17 protein-coding genes are annotated in these 16,705 nt (G+C 35.1%); 10 read left to right on the top strand and 7 right to left on the bottom strand.

Annotated features, from left to right (window positions below; genetic code table 11):
- Positions 1-83: 83 nt before the first annotated feature.
- From kdpA to LUA86_RS08525, 3 genes are all read right to left on the bottom strand, one after another.
- Positions 84-1,802: a potassium-transporting ATPase subunit KdpA gene (gene kdpA / locus LUA86_RS08530; RefSeq protein WP_231460190.1), complete on the bottom strand. Its 1,719-nt coding sequence runs from the start codon at positions 1,800-1,802 to the stop codon at positions 84-86.
- A gap of 27 nt (positions 1,803-1,829) precedes the next feature.
- Positions 1,830-1,907, bottom strand: a complete 78-nt coding sequence (gene kdpF / locus LUA86_RS19305) for a K(+)-transporting ATPase subunit F (protein WP_370634344.1) — start codon at positions 1,905-1,907, stop codon at positions 1,830-1,832.
- Between the two features lie 255 nt (positions 1,908-2,162).
- Positions 2,163-3,494 (bottom strand): sigma-54 dependent transcriptional regulator, encoded by a 1,332-nt coding sequence (locus LUA86_RS08525; protein ID WP_231460189.1) that lies wholly within the window; start codon positions 3,492-3,494, stop codon positions 2,163-2,165.
- A gap of 271 nt (positions 3,495-3,765) precedes the next feature.
- Here LUA86_RS08525 and LUA86_RS08520 point away from each other — a divergent pair, with 271 nt between their 5' ends.
- From LUA86_RS08520 to LUA86_RS08510, 3 genes are all read left to right on the top strand, one after another.
- Positions 3,766-4,179: a hypothetical protein gene (locus LUA86_RS08520; protein WP_231460188.1), complete on the top strand. Its 414-nt coding sequence runs from the start codon at positions 3,766-3,768 to the stop codon at positions 4,177-4,179.
- 178 nt (positions 4,180-4,357) lie between these two features.
- Positions 4,358-5,377 (top strand): sensor histidine kinase, encoded by a 1,020-nt coding sequence (locus LUA86_RS08515; RefSeq protein ID WP_231460187.1) that lies wholly within the window; start codon positions 4,358-4,360, stop codon positions 5,375-5,377.
- A gap of 2 nt (positions 5,378-5,379) precedes the next feature.
- Positions 5,380-6,126: a LytTR family DNA-binding domain-containing protein gene (locus tag LUA86_RS08510; protein WP_231460186.1), complete on the top strand. Its 747-nt coding sequence runs from the start codon at positions 5,380-5,382 to the stop codon at positions 6,124-6,126.
- An 86-nt stretch (positions 6,127-6,212) separates the two neighbouring features.
- Here the strand turns inward: LUA86_RS08510 and LUA86_RS08505 are convergent, their stop codons facing one another.
- Entirely contained in the window at positions 6,213-6,443 is a 231-nt protein-coding gene (locus LUA86_RS08505; protein ID WP_231460185.1) for a hypothetical protein, read from the bottom strand.
- Between the two features lie 162 nt (positions 6,444-6,605).
- On the opposite strand from LUA86_RS08505, the gene LUA86_RS08500 reads away from it, so the two are divergent.
- The 7 genes from LUA86_RS08500 (at position 6,606) to LUA86_RS08470 (ending at position 13,104) form a co-directional block, all read left to right on the top strand.
- Positions 6,606-8,246 carry a HAMP domain-containing sensor histidine kinase gene (locus LUA86_RS08500; RefSeq protein ID WP_231460183.1) on the top strand — a complete coding sequence of 547 codons (1,641 nt, stop codon included), beginning with the start codon at positions 6,606-6,608 and terminating at the stop codon, positions 8,244-8,246.
- Between the two features lie 205 nt (positions 8,247-8,451).
- The gene (locus LUA86_RS08495) at positions 8,452-9,171 is read left to right on the top strand and encodes a LytTR family DNA-binding domain-containing protein (protein ID WP_231460182.1); all 720 of its coding nucleotides are present in this window, start codon (positions 8,452-8,454) and stop codon (positions 9,169-9,171) included.
- 306 nt (positions 9,172-9,477) lie between these two features.
- Positions 9,478-10,752 carry an OmpA family protein gene (locus LUA86_RS08490; protein WP_231460181.1) on the top strand — a complete coding sequence of 425 codons (1,275 nt, stop codon included), beginning with the start codon at positions 9,478-9,480 and terminating at the stop codon, positions 10,750-10,752.
- 17 nt (positions 10,753-10,769) lie between these two features.
- Positions 10,770-11,351 (top strand): hypothetical protein, encoded by a 582-nt coding sequence (locus tag LUA86_RS08485; protein WP_231460180.1) that lies wholly within the window; start codon positions 10,770-10,772, stop codon positions 11,349-11,351.
- A gap of 84 nt (positions 11,352-11,435) precedes the next feature.
- The gene (locus LUA86_RS08480; protein WP_231460179.1) at positions 11,436-12,452 is read left to right on the top strand and encodes a hypothetical protein; all 1,017 of its coding nucleotides are present in this window, start codon (positions 11,436-11,438) and stop codon (positions 12,450-12,452) included.
- A 25-nt stretch (positions 12,453-12,477) separates the two neighbouring features.
- Positions 12,478-12,864: a hypothetical protein gene (locus LUA86_RS08475; protein ID WP_231460178.1), complete on the top strand. Its 387-nt coding sequence runs from the start codon at positions 12,478-12,480 to the stop codon at positions 12,862-12,864.
- 54 nt (positions 12,865-12,918) lie between these two features.
- Positions 12,919-13,104, top strand: a complete 186-nt coding sequence (locus LUA86_RS08470; RefSeq protein ID WP_231460177.1) for a CsbD family protein — start codon at positions 12,919-12,921, stop codon at positions 13,102-13,104.
- Positions 13,105-13,209: 105 nt separating this feature from the next.
- On the opposite strand, the gene LUA86_RS08465 is transcribed toward LUA86_RS08470, so the two are convergent.
- The 3 genes from LUA86_RS08465 to LUA86_RS08455 form a co-directional block, all read right to left on the bottom strand.
- Positions 13,210-14,103: an SDR family oxidoreductase gene (locus LUA86_RS08465; RefSeq protein ID WP_231460175.1), complete on the bottom strand. Its 894-nt coding sequence runs from the start codon at positions 14,101-14,103 to the stop codon at positions 13,210-13,212.
- 140 nt (positions 14,104-14,243) lie between these two features.
- Positions 14,244-14,627, bottom strand: a complete 384-nt coding sequence (locus LUA86_RS08460) for a response regulator (RefSeq protein WP_231460173.1) — start codon at positions 14,625-14,627, stop codon at positions 14,244-14,246.
- Positions 14,614-16,170, bottom strand: coding sequence for a PAS domain-containing sensor histidine kinase (locus LUA86_RS08455; protein ID WP_231460171.1), 1,557 nt, complete (start codon positions 16,168-16,170; stop codon positions 14,614-14,616). The genes LUA86_RS08460 and LUA86_RS08455 overlap by 14 nt, the downstream gene beginning before the upstream one ends.
- Between the last annotated feature and the right edge of the window lie 535 nt (positions 16,171-16,705).

Here is a 16,705-nt window from a genome sequence, read left to right as displayed (position 1 = left end):
TTTATTTATGTAGCGTTTGATGTTTTGTGGGATGTGTTGATGTTTTTTAAAATCTTTAGCAATCCCTTTACATCTTACATTTATTATTTGATGATGGTAAAATATTCAGCTATCGGACCTAAAGCCAACGCCGGGAAATAAGAAAGTGCGTTTAATACCAAAATCACGGCGAAAGTCATTAGCGCAAAGGTTTTGGTGTCTGTTTTTAACGTTCCGGCAGATTCTGGTATGAATTTCTTAGCGCCTAAAAGCCCTGCAATTGCTATCGGACCTATTATCGGTAAAAATCGACCAAACATTAAAATAATTCCGGTAAGCACATTCCAAAAAACATTGTTATCTCCTAAGCCTTCAAAGCCAGAACCATTATTTGCGTTTGATGAGGTTACTTCGTAAAGCATTTCAGAAAAACCATGGAAACCAGGATTATTTAGCCAGTTTTTGGGTTGTACCGACCATGTAGCATCGCCATAATTATTAAAGGTATAACTCGCAATAGCTGTTCCGGCTAATATTAAAAAGGGGCTTAATAGTGTAATAATGGCCGCAATCTTAATCTCTCTTGCTTCTACTTTATGGCCAAGAAACTCGGGAGTTCTACCAACCATTAAACCCGAAATAAATACTGCAATAATTAGATAGATAAAATAGTTTAATAAACCTACACCGCAACCGCCATAAAACGAATTTATCATCATGGCAAGGAGTTGCCAAAGTCCGGTAAGTGGCATTGTAGAATCATGCATACTATTTACAGAACCTGTAGAAATAATTGTTGTTACGGTACTCCAGTAGGCAGAAATAGCTGGTCCAAACCTAACTTCTTTACCTTCCATTGCTCCGGTTGATTGGGCTATACCCATTTTTGCTAAAGCTGGATTACCACCTAACTCCGAGCTTATGGTTGGTACAAGCAAGAGCAACATTCCGATAGTCATAACTCCAAAAATTGTCCAGGCAAGTTTTCGTCTTCTAATAAAAATACCAAAGGCGATAACCATTGCAATTGGAATAATTACCTGGGCAACCAACTCAACTGTGTTTGTTACATAATTTGGATTCTCAAACGGATGCGCAGAATTGGCACCGAACCAGCCTCCACCATTTGTTCCAAGGTGTTTTATGGCAATAAACTGTGCAGCAGGACCTCTTGATACATGAACGGTATCGCCTTGCAATGAAATAAACTGGTCTTTGCCTTCATAACTTGCCGGTGTACCATTAAAAGCTAAGATAATTGCTATAATAAGAGACATTGGCAGCAACAATCTGGTGATTGATTTTACAAAGAATTCCCAAAAATTGCCCAGTTTAGTGGCGGTTTTATCTCTAAAGGCCTTAAACAATACAACCGCAGCGGCAATACCTGTAGCACAACTTACAAATTGCAAAAACATCAAAACATAATGTTGTGATAGATAACTTACACCAGTTTCGCCAGAATAGTGTTGCAAATTACAATTCACTACAAAACTAATGATGGTATTAAAAGATAAATCAGGAGACATTCCCGGATTTCCGTCTGGATTCCAAGGAAGTTTGTCTTGAAAAATCAATACGAAGAAACCATAAACCAGCCAAACCAGGTTAATCATCATCAAAGCTTTTAAATGCTGTTTCCAGTCCATTTCTTCTTTTGGATTGATGCCTGACAATTTATAAATACCAGATTCTAAAGGCTTTAAAAAGTCTGTCCAGACTTTTTCACCTGCAAATACCTTAGCCAGGTACCGGCCAAGCGGAATAGCAATTACCACTGTAAGTAGGTAGGTTGCGATTATTCCAAGTAATTCTGTGTTCATTTTTTTTAATTGTTAATAAAAGAGATGTTAAAATTTTTCGGGGTTAATTAGCACGTAAACCATGTAAATGAATACGGCAATAGCGATTAGAAATAAGGCGATCATAATTTTTAGATTTTATCGAACCAGTTGATTGATTTATAAGAGGCCCACCAGAGCACAATCAGAAGAATAAAAAGAAGTATTAGCATAGCTGTATTGTTTTTTCATGCCATGGTTCAACTCACGTACCACAAAAAGCCAATAAAACGTAAACACCTATAAATCAATTTATTGAATAGATAAAATACACATACAAAAAATTTAGGCATAAAAAAACCCTTCCATTTTGGAAGGGTTGATTTTCATTTTGGAAAAAATTTAGCTAATGCCGTATTCTTCGAGTTTGCGGTAAAGTGTTGTTAGGCCAATACCGAGCAGCCTTGATGTTTCTGTTTTATTGCCGCCGGTGTAAGCCATTACTTTTTTAATATGTTGTTTTTCGATGGCTTCCATACGCATGCCATTAGGTTGGGCAGGATTTTCATGAAACTCGAAAGGCAAAAGGTCTGCCGTAATTAAGCTGCTATCTGCAAGAATAACGGCACGTTCAATTACATTTTTCAACTCTCTGATGTTACCTTTCCATCTGTAATTTGTTAACAGGTTAATGAAAGCCTGATCCATTTCCATATCAGAACGATTAACCTTTAATGAAAACTCTTCTAAATAATGTTTCGCAAGCGGAAAAATGTCTATTTTTCTTTCTAAAAGTGAAGGTAATTGAATCAGGAAAACAGATAAACGATAATATAAATCTGAACGAAACCGCCCACTTTCAGCTTCTTCCTTTAAATCTCTGTTGGTTGCAGCGATGATTCTAACATTAACCTTACTCGTTTTCGTATCACCAACTTTTATAAAAGTCTGGCTTTCAAGTACCCGTAAAAGTTTTGCCTGCAAATCCACGTTCATCTCGCCTATTTCATCTAGAAAAAGCGTGCCATCGTTGGCTTCCTCTAATAAACCTTTTTTATCTTTCGATGCACCGGTAAAAGCGCCTTGACGGTAGCCAAAAAGTTCACTTTCCAGAAGTTCAGGATTAAAGCCACTGCAATTCAAGGCAACAAATGGCTTATTTTTTCGTGTACTTTCTTGATGTATGGCTTGTGCAAAAACTTCTTTTCCCGTACCCGTTTCGCCGAGCAATAATACGGTAGCATCGGTAAGGGCAACCTTTTTTGCCATGGAAATTGAATGCAGAATTGCCGGAGAACTACCAATAATATTATCAAAACTAAGGCTCAAACCTACCTTTTTTTCTAAATCAGCTACCTTGATTTGAAGTTTCACTTTATCCATTGCTTTGTAAAGCAACGGAATAATTTTATCGTTATCATCACCCTTCACAATGTAATCAAATGCACCGTTTCGCATGGCTTGTACTCCATCAGAAATGGTTCCAAAAGCGGTAAGATTTATAACTTCTATAAATGGTTTGATTTCTTTAATGGCCGCAACCAATTCAACACCATTATAATCGGGCAGTTTCACATCGCTAATTACTACCTGAACATCTTTATTACTAATTATTTTAAGACCCGCCTTACCATTTTCGGCCTGAAGAACTTTAAAGCCTTCCAGTTCGATAATTCTAGATAATAGCCCAAGTATTTTTGGTTCGTCATCTATAATCAGTACCGTATTTTCCATTTGGTAAATATAGTAGAGATTTTAGTAATGTTGATTTGAATTTGATGAACGGTAATCTTAAAAATTATCTCATTTTAATAAATCAATATCAATTCAATAAGAGACATAAATATAAGTTTGATTGGAAGAGCTATGTCAAAATCTACATTAGTGGGTTTTCCGAATACTTCCTAAAATGACACTTCTACTATCTCAAAACTAGGACATACTATTTTACGATTCCATTTTTATTAATATTACAACATGTTTGATGAAAATTAAACTTAAGAACATGAAAAAGATAACCCTGATATTTCTGAGCTTCATCCTGTCGCTATCAAATGTATACAGTCAAAATGGGCATAAATCTCCATTTAGAAACTTTAGTGCTGGTAGAAAACTACTTATGCGGATTGATACTTCTGTAAGAAACGTTCATTATGATAATAAATTTCCGAATCAACCAAATGTTAGCTTTAACTATTTACCAGATGTTAATATTTTTAATATTGACATCTATTTTAGTGAGACCGATAGAATAGAAAATTACAGATATAGTATTTTAGAAGATGAAAAGCCAATATTAGTCAATCAATCTTTTAATAGAGCCCAGCTAAAAGATGTTAAAATGCCCGAGCCATATAAATATACTAGTCTTGGTATTTTTCAAATAAAGGGGAAAGACTATTACCACTCTCTTATATAGTGTAGATAGACCACAAGAAATTTACAAATCAGTTTTTTATGGAAAGCCATTACCAAAAGCAAAGATTAAATTCTTTGCAGAACAAATAACACTTAATAAAAATTCAAAATCTGGCTATTCCATAGATTTAAAAAAGAAGGATAGCTTTAAATTGACGAATAATAGTAAAGGCATAGCTATGGTTATCGACAAATCGAATCAAGACTATCTTTACTACACCACTATTATTGATAAACAAACAAATCAAACTGTTTTTACATCATCCGCCTGGGAATATAATTTTTTTATTGAAAATGATGGATTTCTACCTTACATGGTATTTGATAAAAATATCTTTAAAAAATCTGGTAAATATGAAATTATTATACAACCATTAATTAAATGGAATAACTGCCCTAACTGTAACATATCTGCCAAGGAAATTGAAAAATATTATACAAGACATACCTTATCTATTACTTTGGAGAATGAGAGCTACAGCAAAAGAGAACTGTTAACCTACGCATTTGTTGCAACCTTAGTTATTGGATTATTATTTCTCATGATATTTTACTACATTAGGAAAAGAAATAAAAAAAATCTCTCCGAAAAAGAGCAACAAAAAAATATTGCAAAACTTCAGCTTGGTTCGATTCGTTCACAGCTAAATCCTCACTTTTTATTCAACGCACTCTCTGGCATACAAAATTTAATGAATAAAAACGAGATTGACAATGCTAATAAGTATCTCTCAAAATTTGCTAGATTAACACGCAATATATTGAACGATAAAGAGCTAATCAGCTTATACCAAGAGAAATCATTATTAGATGATTACTTGCAAATGGAACAATTGCGTTTTGGTTTTGCATATAATATCAATGTAGATGATGACTTAGATTTGAGAAACATAGAAATCCCAAGCATGCTCTTGCAACCCTTTTTAGAAAATGCCGTTAAACATGGAATATCATTAGAAGCTAACAATGGTAAAATCACAGTAGAATTTATTAGGGATAAAAGAAATTTATTATTAATGGTTAAAGATAACGGGATAGGTTTTGATTCTACACAAAAGAGCTTCGGTTTAGGACTCTCTCTAAGCAACAATAGAATCGCTTTACTAAATAACCTTTATAAAGAAAATCATTTTCTTTTAGAGATACAATCTAACGCAAAGGGAACAATCGTAAACATAACATTAACCGACTGGCTGTAAGTATGAGAGCAGTTTTAATAGATGATGAAATCTCAAATTTAGAAAATCTGCGGACATTGCTACAAAAGCATTGTCCGCAGGTTAATATATTGGCAAGTGTACAAAATGTTAGCGATGCAGTACAGGTTATTAAACGTATTGCACCAGATTTGATATTTTTAGACATTCAATTAAGTAAAGAAACAGGATTTGATGTTTTGAGATCATTACCAAATCGAAATTTTGAGGTAATATTTGTAACAGCTTATGATCAATATGGAATTCAAGCGGTAAAATTTGCAGCACTCGATTATATACTGAAACCAATAGATATTGATGAATTAAAACTTGCAGTTAATAAAGCAGCACAAAAATCAATAGACTCTATTCATGCTATTCAAATCGATTTTTTATTACAACAGTTAAAAAAGCCCGATACGAAAACAAGTAAAATTGCCTTACCGATGCAAAATGAGATTAGATATATCAACTTATCAGAAATTGTGCGCTGTGAGGCAGATAATACCTACACCCATTTTTTTCTGGCAAACTCAGAAAAAATTTTAGTTTCTAAATCTTTAAAAGAATATGCTGATTTACTTCGCCCAAATGGCTTTTTAAGAACTCATCAAAGTCATTTGGTTAATCCTAAATACGTTAAAAGTTGGCTTAAAGAAGATGGAGGAATTCTACGATTAATCAATGGCGATAAGATTCCTATTTCAAAACCAAATAAAGAAACTGTGAAACAAGCCTTGCATCATCTGTAGCTTTTGATTTTTTACATTTCAGTCTGAACCATATTTCATTAAACTAAATTAATTATCTAAAATTTTAATCCAAAAAATCATAAAACTTAACCTTTACCTGCATCACTGCCTTTAACTTGCTCTTGCTTTTTTGTTTCCTTTACATCATTTCCCAAAGATTGGTCGCTATCTGCATCACTACCTTTAATTTGTTCACCCAAATCCCCAATAGTTTCATCTAATTCTTCCGCATCATACTGTTTATCAGCATTCTTACCAACCTCACCTAAATCTTTAACTATTTCCTTTTCTGATTTTTCACTTCTCTTGTTATCCATAACCATTGTTTATAATAGAGACATAATCAAATGGTAAAGGTTTTGCAAATAAAAATATTGATGCAAAACGGAAATTCGCCTAATCAATTAAAACATCATTTTAACAAACTATTTTTGATAGATAATTGTTACAAAGGCTAATTAAATGAAGCACAATATCGTATGGTTGACTACCGAAAATCAAATAGTTTTACTCGAATAATTAGAAAATTACTTATCATCTTTCTAGTTTTCACATTTATCATCGCTGGCGGTTCATACATCTTACGTCATACGATAAATGTTAAATTAAACCGACTTAGCGAACAGTTAAGCAGCACCAGTCACCAGCCTGAGATAAGCGAATTATTATTTGATTTAAATGTATCAGAAAACAGCTTCAGGCAAGCCAGTTCTAACGGAAATGAAGAGGAGTTAATTGCTTACAAGCAACAGCTTGACTCTATTTTTTCCAAAATGGGCGTAATTATAAAACATTACAAACCCACCGATAATAAAGATACTTCGCAAAATAAAGCGCAAATCGCTTATGCATTACAACAAAAGTTAAAAGTTTCTCAGCAATTGTTCGATCTGCAAAAAAGGTTTACATTTTTACTCGATAAAACAACTGTTAACACGATAAGAGATTATGCTACTAATCCTACTGCCACTATACCTGCAGATACGGCCGTTTCTGTGCGTAAAGAATCTGCAAATAGAGGTCTTATAGATCGGCTCAAAGATGCTGTGCAGAATAAATCAGAAGTTAAAGTGGTTACCATCCGAACTAAAAAGGAGCAGAATAAAATTTACGAGCAAGATCCGGCATTGGTGAAGCAGCTTGGCCAACAATACAGCCGCCTGATGAATTCAAATCAGGAATTAATTCTGGCTAACCTGAGCCTTTTAACGCAATTACGACAAGTGTTACTGGATTTACAGGCTATAGATAAAATGGCTTTTGAACAAAGTCGTGAAAAAATTCTCGAAGAATATAAATCAACTTCAAAAGATTTAAATATTTACACCGCAGTTGCAACAGCTTTCGTATTGTTGTTTATCATTTTATTGCTTGTTTATATTCGCAAAGCTGCATTAGCAGAAAGAAGATACATCAGAGAAAATTTGAGAGCGGTTAGATTAGCTGGCCAACGTTCGGAAATATTAGCAATTATGAGTCATGAAATACGAAACAAACTCATGGCCATAAACGGTGCCGTTTTTATGCTTAAAAGAACACAACTACAAGAGGACCAAGAGAGCAAAGTTACTTCGATTAATTTAGCTTCATCGTTGTTATTAGAAACAGTTAACAATGTACTTGATGTGAGCAAATTGGAGCAGAATCCGGATGAAGCTAACCTCTCAATCTTTTCTCCATACGAAGCTATCAACGATTCTGTAGAAGCCATGCGCTTTATGGCAGAGCGAAAAAATCTTGAATTTAATTTCAAATTTGAAGGAAACGATATATTGCAGGTTCAGGGAGATAGTTTGCGACTTAAGCAAGTGCTTATTAATCTTTTAAGTAACGCCATAAAATATACAGATAAGGGTTCTATTAACTTATTGGCAAAGATTCAGCAAGAAGATAACCATCCGCTGTTAAGTGTAATTGTTAAAGATACCGGCTCAGGAATAGCTAAAAGCAAGCAAGGAAAATTATTTACACCTTTTTATCAGGCTGGTGGTAAAAAGCCGGGCACAGGCTTAGGTTTATATCTTTGCCGTCAGCTAATTAATCAGCAAGGTGGCCGTATCGAATTACAGAGTGATGAAGGACAAGGCTGTACAGTCAGTTTTTCTATTCCATATAAATAGATTCCGGAGCTAATCCTATTATAAAAATTATATCGGCTTTAAATTTAATATGTAATTATTCCATCATTAATCTATATATAGAAATCCGTAAAACAGGCATTATGATTTTTAATTTCCAAAGATAAAGTTACCTTTGAGGTGTAATAAATCCCTTAATGCTCATTTACGAAACAATCCGAATAATTTCATCTAGTCTGGCTATACAATGAAGACAAAGTTAAATTGTCTAATTATTGATGATGATCAGGAAGTTAGTAATTATGTAGCTGATTTTGTTCGGGAAACCTCTTTTCTTGAGCTGATATCTGTCCACAGCAATCCGGTAGAAACCATTGATTTAATTGGTAAATTGGGCATAGACTTAATCATATTAGATATTAATCTGCCTGGTATTGATGGAATGAGTTTCGCCAAATCTCTTTACGACCAATATGGAAGAGATATGCCACGAATAATCTTTATCAGCGGCTCCGGAGATTACGCATCAGAAGGTTATAAAGTTGATGCCATCGATTATCTGTTAAAGCCTTTTACTTACGAAGATTTTTTTAAGGCTGCTTTCAAAGCTAAAAATCATTCATCTGCAATTGCTCAAAAGCAAGATACAGAAGAATTTGTTTTTCTTAAAGTAGAACATGAACTTATTCGGGTTCCTTTTAGTGAAATTCTTTATGGCGAGAGTCAAAAAGATTACATTAAGGTTTATACAAAAGAAGGTAAAATGATTACCGCTTTATCTACCATGAAAACAATGGAAAGTCTTTTACCGGCCAGTCGTTTCATGCGTATTCATCGGTCTTTTATTGTAGCATTAGATAAAATTGATGCCATCCAAAACTACACCGTCAAAATCGGAAAAGCGGTTATTCCGGTATCCAGCCAATACAGACCGCAATTTAGATCTCATTTTAAATCCTGGCTTTAAGCTAATTTTATTTTTTTCTTAACGATTAAAATCGACCTTCTGTCGGATGGTTTGGGCTTTCTGTCGAACCGATTTCTGTAGCAAAATTCATCTCCTTTTCTTTGGTTGTAATTATTTAGCAATGCGATGGCTTATCAAAACTGAAAACTTTGATGAGTAATCTTTTGCAACAGTAATTCAAAAATAAAAAAGGCGATTGAATCCCGCTAGATGCGGACTATTTAATTGGCAATTTTTATTTATAAGGCATACAAGCTTTAAGTTTTAGATTAAATAATTAATTAAAAACAGATAAATAAAATGAATATGAATTTTACGAAATCAATGATGGCGATTAGCCTATTGAGTCTTTCAACGCAGTTGTTTGCTCAAGATGAGCCTAACGCAGCAGGCAGATTTGGCAAGCAATCTTTAAGAACATGGAGTATTGGTGCTCATGGTGGCATATTAAGCCAAAACACTTTTTTAGGTGGTGGAAGCGTTAAAGCCAACGAATTTAAAAGTATTGGATACGGCGGCTTTATTAAAAAGCAAATTTTACCAGCTTTAGGGCTTCAGGCAGATTTTCTTCGCGGAGAAATCAAAACACTAAACACAACAAGCACTATTGAACAAATAAATAAAATTAATTGGTCGGGTTCATTAACTGCTGTATTAAACATTGCAAACTTTAGTTTAAACACAGAAAATGCCGTGCTTATCCCCTATTTAAAAGCTGGTGCAGGTTACATGTCATCAGATTCAAAGTTTGCTAACGTAGATGTTTTTACAGATAGAGAAGGCTGGTTTATCCCAACAGGAGTTGGATTTAAATTTGGCGTAGCAAAAGGTATCAATATCGATTTAGGTTATGATATCAATTTTATTAAATCTTCGCCAACTGTTAAAAATGTTTATCAGGAAAGTAGATTCTCTTACGCACACGCAGGGCTTGAGTTTTCTCTTGGAAATAAAGAAAATTCTCAGCTGCAAAACTACAGTGCCGTTGCAGATTTGCGTAAACAAAGTGCTGCAGAAAGTGCTGAGTTGAGAAATGCATTATCTACAGCCGAACAAAATGCAGCAAGAGACCGCGAACAATATGCTAAAGACCTTGCCGATGACGATAATGATGGTGTAGCAAATAAGTTTGATAAATGTGCTGGAACACCGGCTGCAACTATTGTAGATGGTTCTGGTTGCCCATTAACCATTACGCAAACCATTGTTAAAGAAACCACTGTTGTAACTGAGGCAGACCGTAAAATTGTTAGAGATGCAATTTCCAATCTGGAATTTGATTTGGGTAAATCAACAATCCGTGCTAAATCTTATACAACATTAAACAGAGTTGCAACGCTATTAATCGAGAAAAACTTCAGTCTTAAATTGGCTGGCCACACAGATAATACTGGTGGTAGAGAATTGAATCTACGTTTATCGAAAGAAAGAGCAGAATCTGTAAAATCATATCTGGTATCACAAGGTGTAAATGCATCGAGAGTTGAAGCAACCGGTTACGGACCAGACCAACCAATTTCTACAAATAAAACAGCGGCAGGTAGACAAGAAAATCGCCGTGTAGAATTCACTTTATATTAATCAATAAAACATCAATCATGAAAAAATTATTAGCAACAGTTATCATTTCTGCAACAACAATTCTTGCAGCCAATGCCCAGATACAAAAAGGCAACGTAATGGTGGGTGGAAACCTGACCAATATTAATCTAGGATTAGATGATCCTAAAATTTTCAGTGTGGACATAACGCCAAAAGCTGCCTGGTTTATTCAAGATAATGTGGCCTTGGGTGGTTACGTAAACTTCGGCTTAGAAACTGCAAAAAACTCTAACACAACAACCAGTTATGGTGTAGGTGCATTAGGTCGTTATTACACCGGCAAAGATGTTGAGGTGCTTCGTCACGGTCGCCTGTTTGGAGAAGCAACAGTAGGTATTGGCGGCGTTAACGTAAGCAAAGGTGGTGGCAACACGAATGGCTTAAATATAAGCGTTGGACCAGGTTTTGCATATTTCATCACGCCAAATATCGGTTTAGAAACCTTGTTAAAATACAATGGTTTGGTAGGCTTTGGTAGTTCAACTACTCAAAATAATCTTAACCTATCTTTCGGGTTCCAGATTTACTTACCAGGCCAAAGAACGGCTAACAAAGTTAAAAGAGACATCACTAATTAATATAAATTTTAAAAGCTGCTTTCTATGAGAGCAGCTTTTTTAAGAAAATATCACAATAATCATTACCTACTCAATTATCATAAAATGGAACATAAAATTCGTACTACAGGAGATAAATCTGTATTGGGATTTATTAATCGCCTATCATGGGGAGCAATAATTGCAGGCGTATTCATCGCCATTGCTGTACAACTTTTATTAAGCTTTTTAGGCCTTGGCATTGGCTTTGGCAGTATTAATCCTCTGGATGAGGCAAAACCTTTTAGCGGATTAGGCATGGGCGCTTTAGTTTGGTGGATTGTAAGCATGTTAATATCTGTTTTTAGTGGCGGATGGGTTGCAGGATGGTTTTCAAATCATATCCAAAAAACTGATTTAGTGCTTCATGGATTATTAACATGGTGCTTGCTTACTTTCCTTAACATGTACTTAATTACATCATCAGTCGGAAAAATTATAGGCGGTGCTGGCACAGTAATTACTAAAGGATTTTCGCTTGCAGGAGAAGGCATAAAAGCAGTTGCACCTGAAGCCGGAGATATGATTAAAGACCAGTTAGGTGTAGATGAGAATACTTTCGGGAAAATGAAAAAGGAAGCTGAACTTTTATTAAAGCAGACAGAGAAAAAAGAATTACAACCTGGCAATCTGGATAAAAAAATAGACCAGGCATCCGGACAAGGGAAATCAACCGGTAAAGAAATTTTAGAAAACCCACAGGAAGCGCAACAGCGAATTGATGCTTTAATTTCAAAACTTTTCTCGCAAAATGATTCAACTTTTGAAGCAGCAGATAAAGAAGCTTTGGTAAATGTTGTTAAAAATAGAACCGGAAAAAGTGAAGCTGAGTCTGAGCAAATTGTAGATAATTGGATAACTACAATTAAAACTGCCAAAGAAAAAGTTAAAGAAGTTAAAGTACAGGCAGAAGCGAAAGCAAGAGAAGTTGGTGATGAAATGGCATCGGCACTTTCAAAATTTGCATTATTTTCTTTCTTTGGAATGATTTTAGGCGCTTTAAGTGCAGGTTTTGGTGCAATTATCGCCTCCAAAAAAAGGCTTACAATTGTTCAGGAAATACCATCTGAAAGCAGCATATAAAATTCCAAATCTTAAATTTTAGTTTATGACCAAAGGAAAAAAAATTGGAGGCGTAATCGCCGTTCTAGCTCTTCTGGTAATTGGAGGCTTAATCTATTATAATTACTTCTTTGTTTTTGGCGAAGGTGTAAAAGCCGGCGAGCTCAACTACATTGTAAAAAAGGGTTACATTTTCAAAACCAATGAAGGAAAGCTGATTCAAAGTGGTATACGCTCTAGGCAAACCGGTACTTTACAAAACAATGAATTTGAATTTTCCGTATCGGATGAAACTATAGCAAAGCAGATGATGGGTAATAGCGGAAAATTTTACGAACTGCATTACAAAGAATATAAAAATAACCTGCCTTGGCGAGGTTTCAGCAGATATGTTGTAGACAGCGTGTATGCTTCGAAAGATATCCCAAAGTGATACTTATAAAATTTAATAATTAACCAAAATAAATTCACCCTAAATACAAAAACAATGGACAAATTAGAATTAAAAGGCGCCTGGAATGAACTTAAAGGAAAAGTTAAACAGGCTTATGCAGATTTAACTGATGATGATTTGAAGTACGAGGATGGTAAAGAAGATGAGCTTTACGGCAAATTACAACAGAAAACCGGTAAAACCCGTGAGCAAGTTGCTGATTGGTTAAAATCATTGTAGAACAATAATAAACAGGCTTCCAAGAAATTGGAAGCCTGTTCTATTTTACAACAAATTTGATTTATAAAAATCTGTAACGGCGCTTGATTACTTATGAAATTGTAATTATGGATGACCACTGCCACCTGCAGCGCCATAAATTTGTCCGTTAGCATAACTAGCCTGCGGGTCTGCCAGTTGTACATATATTGAGGCCAATTCTGCTGGCTGACCAGGACGCCCAAGTGGTGTCTTTTTTCCAAATTCAGTAATGGCATCTTGCGGTTGCCCACCGCTGGTTTGCAATGGTGTCCATACGGGGCCAGGTGCCACACCATTAACTCGAATGCCTTTTGGGCCTAACTGTTTTGCAAGAGACTTAACAAAAGCTACATTTGCGGCTTTAGTTTGAGCATAATCAAAAAGGTTTTCGGATGGGTCGTAGGCCTGCACAGAACTCGTTGCAATGATTACTGAACCAGCAGGAAGAATTGGCAAAGCCGCTTTTGTTATCCAAAACGGTGCATAGATGTTAGTTTTCATAGTTGCATCAAACTGTTCATCAGTAATATCGAGTAAAGATTCTACCGCCTGCTGATGCCCTGCATTGTTGACCAGGATATCTAAACCACCCAATTTTTCTGAAGCTTGCTTAACCAGCTCTTCACAAAATGTTTTTGAGGTAATGTCTCCGGCAATACCATAGCCTTTACGTCCGGCCGCTTCAATTAAGGCTATCACCTCATCAGCATCAGATTGTTCCTGAGGCAAATAATTGATAACTACATCAGCACCTTCGCGGGCGTAAGCAATAGCTGCTGCCCTTCCAATACCAGAGTCTCCTCCGGTAATGAGTGCCTTTCTACCCAAAAGCCTTTTACTGCCTACGTAAGTTTTTTCACCATGATCTGGTACTGGGTCCATTTTGGATGCTAAACCTGGAACAGGTTGTGGTTGTTTAGGAAAAGGGGGTTGAGGGTATTGTTCTAGCGGATTTTTAATTGCTTGATTATCTTTCATAGGTTGATATTTTATCCGGAGTAATAGGGTTACACTCCGGCATTAAACATGATAACATTTGTTATCGTTTAATGATTCAACACTATAAATTAAAAATTTGTTCGCTCAAAATAACAACCTCTTTGTTTAGCCTAAAATTATCAGGCCTGCCAATTTGTTGCACTAAGCTGCAATTCTATTTTACCCAACAAACCATCAATATCAAAAGGTTTGGCTAAAAAACCAGATGCACCAGCATCCATAGCAATGGTTTCGCCATCTCTACTTGCAGAAATAACAAGAACAGGCAAATGTTTGTATGCCTCAGTATCCCTAATCATGCGTAGTAGTTGATCTCCGGATAGCATAGGCATCCATAAATCCAATATAATTAAATCTGGCGATTCCCTTTCTATGATTGAACGTAAATTAAGGCTATTTGATTCGGCTATAATCTGGTATCCTTCATCATCCAGAATCATTTCCATCATATCTAAGATGCCTTCATCATCATCACATATTATAATTTTCTTATTCAGCATCATTATCCTTTCTATGTTTTGGTAAGGTAAAACTGAATACAGAACCCTTATTTTTTTCACTTTCTACCCAAAGTGTACCCTGGTGATTTTTAACAATCTGATCGCAGATGTATAAACCAATTCCCATACCCGGGAATTTCTTCTGAATCTCGCTTCCGCGATAAAAGCGTTCAAACACTTTAGCGGTATCTTCCGGACTAATACCAATGCCGAAATCTCTTACAGAAACCTTAACATATTCACTCACATTTGCAATATTCACTTCAATTGTTTTAGCATCTGGCGAATATTTAATTGCATTTGAGAGTAAGTTATTAATCACTTGTATGATATGCGATTCATCGCCCATTACTTTGGCTTTTGTTTCTCCTTGAAGCATTATTTTATGACCAGGAAAAGTAGCCTGAATGCCATCAACCGTTTCACGTATCAAATGATCAAAATCAAATTCAGACATGTGAAGTTCGATGTTTCCGGTTTGTATTTTCGATACATCGAGCAGTTCGCTTATTAAAGTGTTAAGGCGCTCAACATATAATGAAACTTTTGAAAAAGTATTTACAAATTTCTCTGATGCATCTTTTGGAATGATGCGCTCCAAAACTTGTATGTATCCTTTTATGGTCGTTAATGGCGTTTTTAACTCATGGCTTGCTATAGAAAGGAAATCATCTTTACGACGTTCAATTTCTTTTCGGTCGGTAATGTCTTCTATAGCTAATAATATCTGATCTTTGAACTGGCCTTCAAGTTCTACCCGATAAGCGTTAAGTAGCATCAATTTCTTGCCTATATGCGGAAAATCGTGTTCAACTTCAAAATCTACAACAGGGTTATTTGTAGGTAAAATTTTAATAAGCAGTTCTTTTAGTTTTGGAATATTCCATTGGTTATTTCCCAATTCGTAAAGTTGCTTACCTACAGTTTCTTCGATACTAACTTTAAATGTTTTTAAAAAATGATAGTTAGCGCTTAGTACGTTAAATTCAGGATCTAAAACAAGCAATCCCTCTCTAACGGTTTCGATTATACTGGTAAGAAATGCTTCGCTTTCTTTAAGCGCAATGGTACGTTCCTGCACTTGTTTCTCCATAAGCGTTTTTTGCTGACGAAGATCATGTTCTGCATTTTTTCGAGATGTTACATCATTTTGAACACCAATGAAGTGTGTTACCTCACCTTTATCATTTTTAACCGGCGACACGTAAAGCTCATTCCAAAATAAATCGCCGTTTTTGCGATAATTCCGAATTTCTACTACACATTCTTTTCCTTCTTTAACGCAATTGGCAAGAATTTCTCTTTGCTTTTGGTTTCTATCCTGAGCTTGCAAAAAACGACAGTTGTGACCAATTATTTCTGCTCTGGAATAACCGGTCATGTGTTCGAAAGCCAAATTACAGAATACGATGGGATTATCTGGCTGCAAATTATCTGTTATAATAATGCCAGAAATCGAAGCATTGAGCGCTTGCGTCAACAAATCGAAGTTAGATTTAAGGGAGTCTCCGGAGAAGTTAAACTTCCCGTCTAAAAATGCATTCAAGGATTCACATTTAAGGTAAAAAAAAGCGGTTGTTAGGTTTATATTTTTTGCACTATAATCTTTTCCTTCATCGTTATGCTAAAACAACCAAAGCAAATGTAATAACTTATTATGCAGTATTTTGTTTTGCCAATTAACCTAAAATTTTATTTTTTTTAAACAAATTGAGTAAAATGCTATTAACCAATCAGAAAACCTCTAACCACAAATGAAAATAAAGCATTTATTATTCTCATTTAAGGCTGTAAACTATCTGTTTTTAAATAATTAAACATCTGTTTTACAGAATAAAAACAAGTAAGTCCATTTGCCTATACTACCAGGAAAGTCATTTAAATATGGATATAACTTATGATTTATAAAAAAATAATTGAGCGTAAAACTTTTCTATTGTATTAAAGCTTATTTTGATATGAGACCAATTGATTCATTCGAAAAACTAGTCTTAACTTTTATTTTGATGGTTGTGCTAATTACATTATGCCTGGGCATTACCTTATACTTTTTATTTAAGTAAAAACTTTTAAGCTATTGT

The sequence above is a fragment of the Pedobacter sp. Leaf132 genome (assembly GCF_920984695.1).
Lineage (GTDB): Bacteria > Bacteroidota > Bacteroidia > Sphingobacteriales > Sphingobacteriaceae > Pedobacter.
Note: the sequence above shows the minus strand (reverse complement) of the source record. Positions and strands in the feature narration are given on the sequence as shown.

Coding starts and splice junctions, on each gene's coding strand:
- LUA86_RS08460 (WP_231460173.1), bottom strand. CDS start 14,627: ATGATGCTGAATAAGAAAATTATAATATGTGATGATGATGAAGGCATC.
- LUA86_RS08465 (WP_231460175.1), bottom strand. CDS start 14,103: ATGAAAGATAATCAAGCAATTAAAAATCCGCTAGAACAATACCCTCAA.
- LUA86_RS08490 (WP_231460181.1), top strand. CDS start 9,478: ATGAATTTTACGAAATCAATGATGGCGATTAGCCTATTGAGTCTTTCA.
- LUA86_RS08500 (WP_231460183.1), top strand. CDS start 6,606: ATGGTTGACTACCGAAAATCAAATAGTTTTACTCGAATAATTAGAAAA.
- LUA86_RS08520 (WP_231460188.1), top strand. CDS start 3,766: ATGAAAAAGATAACCCTGATATTTCTGAGCTTCATCCTGTCGCTATCA.
- LUA86_RS08475 (WP_231460178.1), top strand. CDS start 12,478: ATGACCAAAGGAAAAAAAATTGGAGGCGTAATCGCCGTTCTAGCTCTT.
- LUA86_RS08480 (WP_231460179.1), top strand. CDS start 11,436: ATGGAACATAAAATTCGTACTACAGGAGATAAATCTGTATTGGGATTT.
- LUA86_RS08525 (WP_231460189.1), bottom strand. CDS start 3,494: ATGGAAAATACGGTACTGATTATAGATGACGAACCAAAAATACTTGGG.
- LUA86_RS08515 (WP_231460187.1), top strand. CDS start 4,358: ATGGTTATCGACAAATCGAATCAAGACTATCTTTACTACACCACTATT.
- kdpA (WP_231460190.1), bottom strand. CDS start 1,802: ATGAACACAGAATTACTTGGAATAATCGCAACCTACCTACTTACAGTG.
- LUA86_RS08495 (WP_231460182.1), top strand. CDS start 8,452: ATGAAGACAAAGTTAAATTGTCTAATTATTGATGATGATCAGGAAGTT.
- LUA86_RS08470 (WP_231460177.1), top strand. CDS start 12,919: ATGGACAAATTAGAATTAAAAGGCGCCTGGAATGAACTTAAAGGAAAA.
- LUA86_RS08505 (WP_231460185.1), bottom strand. CDS start 6,443: ATGGATAACAAGAGAAGTGAAAAATCAGAAAAGGAAATAGTTAAAGAT.
- LUA86_RS08485 (WP_231460180.1), top strand. CDS start 10,770: ATGAAAAAATTATTAGCAACAGTTATCATTTCTGCAACAACAATTCTT.
- LUA86_RS08510 (WP_231460186.1), top strand. CDS start 5,380: ATGAGAGCAGTTTTAATAGATGATGAAATCTCAAATTTAGAAAATCTG.
- kdpF (WP_370634344.1), bottom strand. CDS start 1,907: ATGATCGCCTTATTTCTAATCGCTATTGCCGTATTCATTTACATGGTT.